General features: G+C 74.1%; 2 protein-coding genes. One reads left to right on the top strand and one right to left on the bottom strand.

Going from position 1 to position 3,480, the window contains the following annotated elements; translation table 11 throughout:
• The first annotated feature begins 19 nt into the window (after positions 1–19).
• Positions 20–1,495, top strand: a complete 1,476-nt coding sequence (locus tag AC08OP_RS10310) for an acyl-CoA synthetase (RefSeq protein ID WP_476613990.1) — start codon at positions 20–22, stop codon at positions 1,493–1,495.
• A gap of 39 nt (positions 1,496–1,534) precedes the next feature.
• Here the strand turns inward: AC08OP_RS10310 and AC08OP_RS10305 are convergent, their stop codons facing one another.
• The gene (locus AC08OP_RS10305; RefSeq protein ID WP_476613989.1) at positions 1,535–3,454 is read right to left on the bottom strand and encodes an ABC transporter ATP-binding protein; all 1,920 of its coding nucleotides are present in this window, start codon (positions 3,452–3,454) and stop codon (positions 1,535–1,537) included.
• Between the last annotated feature and the right edge of the window lie 26 nt (positions 3,455–3,480).

Genomic DNA, 3,480 nt, shown 5'->3' with positions numbered 1-3,480 from the left:
GACCGGGGAGGATGTCAAGCTGTTCCCACTGCCAGCCGTCGAGCACGACGGCCCCGCCGTCCAGGTCGGGGAGGTCGAGTTCACCCGCGCCGAGCTCTTCGCGGCCGCGTCCGTCGTCGCCGGTCGGGTGGCCGGCGCGCCGGCGGTGGCCGTGCACGCCGAGGCGACGATGGCCACCGTCGTCTCGGTCGTCGGCTGCCTGCTCGCCGGGGTGCCGGCGGTACCCGTGCCGCCCGACTCCGGGCCGCGTGAACGCGGTCACATCCTGCGCGACTCGGGCACCGCCCTGCTGCTCGGCAGCCCCGCCTGGGACGACCTCACGATCCCCACCGTGCCGGTCGATCTCACCGCACGGTCGGGGGCTGCCGGGTCCGGGTCCACGTCCGGGTCCACGTCCGGATCCGGGTCCGGGTCCGGGTCCGGGGGAACCGGACCGGCGCTCATCCTCTACACCTCCGGGACGACCGGAGCCCCCAAGGGCGTGGTGCTGTCCGCCCCGGCCATCGCCGCCGATCTGGACGCCCTCGCCGACGCCTGGGCCTGGACGCCCGAGGACACGCTCGTGCACGGGCTGCCGCTGTTCCACGTCCACGGCCTGGTCCTGGGTGTGCTCGGGGCGCTGCGGGCCGGCAGCCGGTTGATCCACACCGTCCGCCCGACCCCGACGGCGTACGCGGCGGCCGGGGGGACCCTGTACTTCGGCGTGCCGACCGTGTGGTCCCGGGTCTGCGACGATCCGACCACCGCCCGCGCCCTGGCCTCGGCCCGGCTGCTCGTCTCGGGCAGTGCCCCCCTGCCGAGGCCGGTGATCGACCGGCTCGCCGGCCTCACCGGCCTCGCCCCGATCGAACGGTACGGGATGACCGAGACGTTGATCACCATCAGCGCCCGGGCGGACGGGGAGCGCCGGGCGGGCTGGGTCGGCACCACCCTGCCGGGAGTGCGGACCCGGCTCGTGGACGACGAGACGGGGGCCGAGCTGCCCGCGGACGGGGAGAGCATCGGCGAGCTGCAGGTCCGCGGTTCCACCCTGTTCGACGGGTACCTGGGGCGCCCGGAGGTCACCGCCGCGTCGTTCACCGCGGACGGCTGGTTCCGCACCGGCGACGCCGCGGTCGTCGCCCCGGACGGCCACCACCGAATCGTCGGGCGCCGATCCACTGACCTCATCAAGAGCGGCGGTTACCGGGTGGGCGCGGGCGAGGTCGAGGCCGTGCTGCTGGCCCACCCGGCCGTGCGCGAGGCCGCCGTCATCGGGCTGCCGGACGACGACCTCGGGCAGCGCATCGCCGCCTTCGTCGTCGCCCCCGGCCTGGCCGGTGCGGCGGGCGGGACACCGAGCGAGACGACGGCGAGCGAGGCGCTCATCGACTTCGTGGCGCGGGAGCTGTCCATCCACAAGCGGCCCCGGGAGATCCACCTGGTGGCCGAGCTCCCCCGCAACTCGATGGGCAAGATCCGCAAGTCCGCCCTGGCTCCCCCGGAAACGCCCTGAGGGCAGGTCACGGCGTCGAGGAGAGCGTGCTCGGGGCGCTCACCCCACCGGAGCGGGAGGCCCTGCGGTCCCTGCTCGCCCGCGCCCTGGCGGGCTGACCGGCCCGGCGGGGCTGGCGGGACCGGCCGGCAGGCCCGTGGCGAGGCCGCGGTAGAACGCGCTGGTCGCCATCAGCTCCTCGTGCGGGCCCTGCGCGACCACGCGGCCCTCGTTCAGCACGAGGATGAGATCCGCAGCCCGCACCGTGGAGATCCGGTGGGCAATGACCAGCAGTGCCCGCTCGGCGGCGATCCGGCGCATCGCGCGGGTGAGCGCCTGCTCGTTGACGCTGTCCAGCTGGGCCGTGGGCTCGTCCAGGAGCAACACCGCGGGCTGAGCGATCAGCGCGCGGGCGATCGCGACCCGCTGCCGTTCCCCGCCGGAGAGCAGCACACCATGATCACCAACCGGGGTCCGGAGCCGCTCGGGCAGCCGGTCGGTGAAGTCCCGCAGCCCCGCCGTGGCCAGGACCGCGGTGATCTGCTCCTCGGTCGCCTCCGGCGCCGCGTAGGTGATGTTGTCCCGCAGGCTGCCGTGCAGCACCGGGGTGTTCTGCTCGACCAGCCCGACCCACCCGCGGGCGGTCGCGCGGGGCATCGCGCGGACGTCGTGGCCGGCGAAGAGGATCATTCCGGCGTCCGGCTCGTAGAAGCGCTCGACGAGCTCCAGGATGGTGGACTTGCCGGCACCGGACGGCCCGACCAGCGCGACGTGCCCGCGGGACGGCACCGTGAACGACACCCCGCGCAGCACCGGCGTCTCCGCGTAGCCGAACCAGACGTCACGGAACTCGATCGACGGCACCTGCGGGTTCGGCGGCTCCCTGCGTGACAAGGACAAGAATGACACTCGTGACGAGGACGAGGATGACACTCGTGACGAGGACGAGGGTGACAACGGTGCCGGCGGGCGCGTCCCGCCGGGGGCCGCGGCCGCCACGGGGCGCAGCGAACCGTGCACGGGCTCGTCGTCGCCCTCCCGGGGCAGCGCGAACACCGCGTTGACCCGCGACAGCGCCCCCATCCCCCGCTGGATGGTCGCCGCCGCCTCGATGAGCTGCGACAACGGCATCACCAGGTAGGTGGCATACAGCAGGAAGGCGACCAGGCTGCCGAGCGAGGCCGAACCGCGCGCCACCAGGATCCCGCCGACCAGGAGCACGACCAGCACGCTTCCCTGCACCGCGAGCTGCATCGCGGGGGCGATGATCGAGTCCAGCTTCGCCATCCGGATGCCGGCCTGGTATGCGGCCGCGGCGTGGTCCCCGATGCGCGCGGCCTCCCGCCCCTCGGCGCGGTTCGCCCGCACGGTACGGATCGCGGTGAGGGCGCGCTCCAGGTCGGCGGTCATGCCGCCGACGCTGGCCTGCCCGCGTTCGGACACCGTCCTGATCCGGGACAGCGCGCCGAGTACCACGACCCCGGCCACCGCCACCACCCCGAGCACGAGCAGGAACAGCCAGGGGTTCAACCAGATCATCAGGGCGACGGCGCCGACGACGCCGATCACGCTGGTGACCAGGGAGGTGAAGCTGTACGCCACCGCCTCGCGCACCACGGTCGTGTCGGTATTCGCGCGGGAGATCAGATCCCCGATCCGCCGCGTGTCGAACACCCGCATGCGCAGCCGCAGCAGGTGGCCGATCAGGCTGGTGCGCAGGCCGAGCAGGACGCCCTGGCCGACGCGCTCGAGCAGGTAGTGCCCGGCGGTGTCGATCATCGCCTGGCCGACGAACAGACCCAGCAGCGCCCCGATGAGCCAGCCGGGAATACCCCCCGCCTGCGCAGCGTCGATCACCCGCATCACGAGCAGCGGTTGGAGCACCCCGACGGCGGTGCCGACCACGGTCAGCGCCGTGGCGATCGCCACCGCCCCGCGACGGCCGCGCAGCAGCGCCCAGAGTTCCACGACGCCCCGCAACGCGGGCCCCCGGGCAACTCCCTGGC

It is taken from the genome of Frankia sp. CeRuru1, from assembly GCF_977966315.1.
This window is presented reverse-complemented; position numbering and strand designations above follow the sequence as displayed.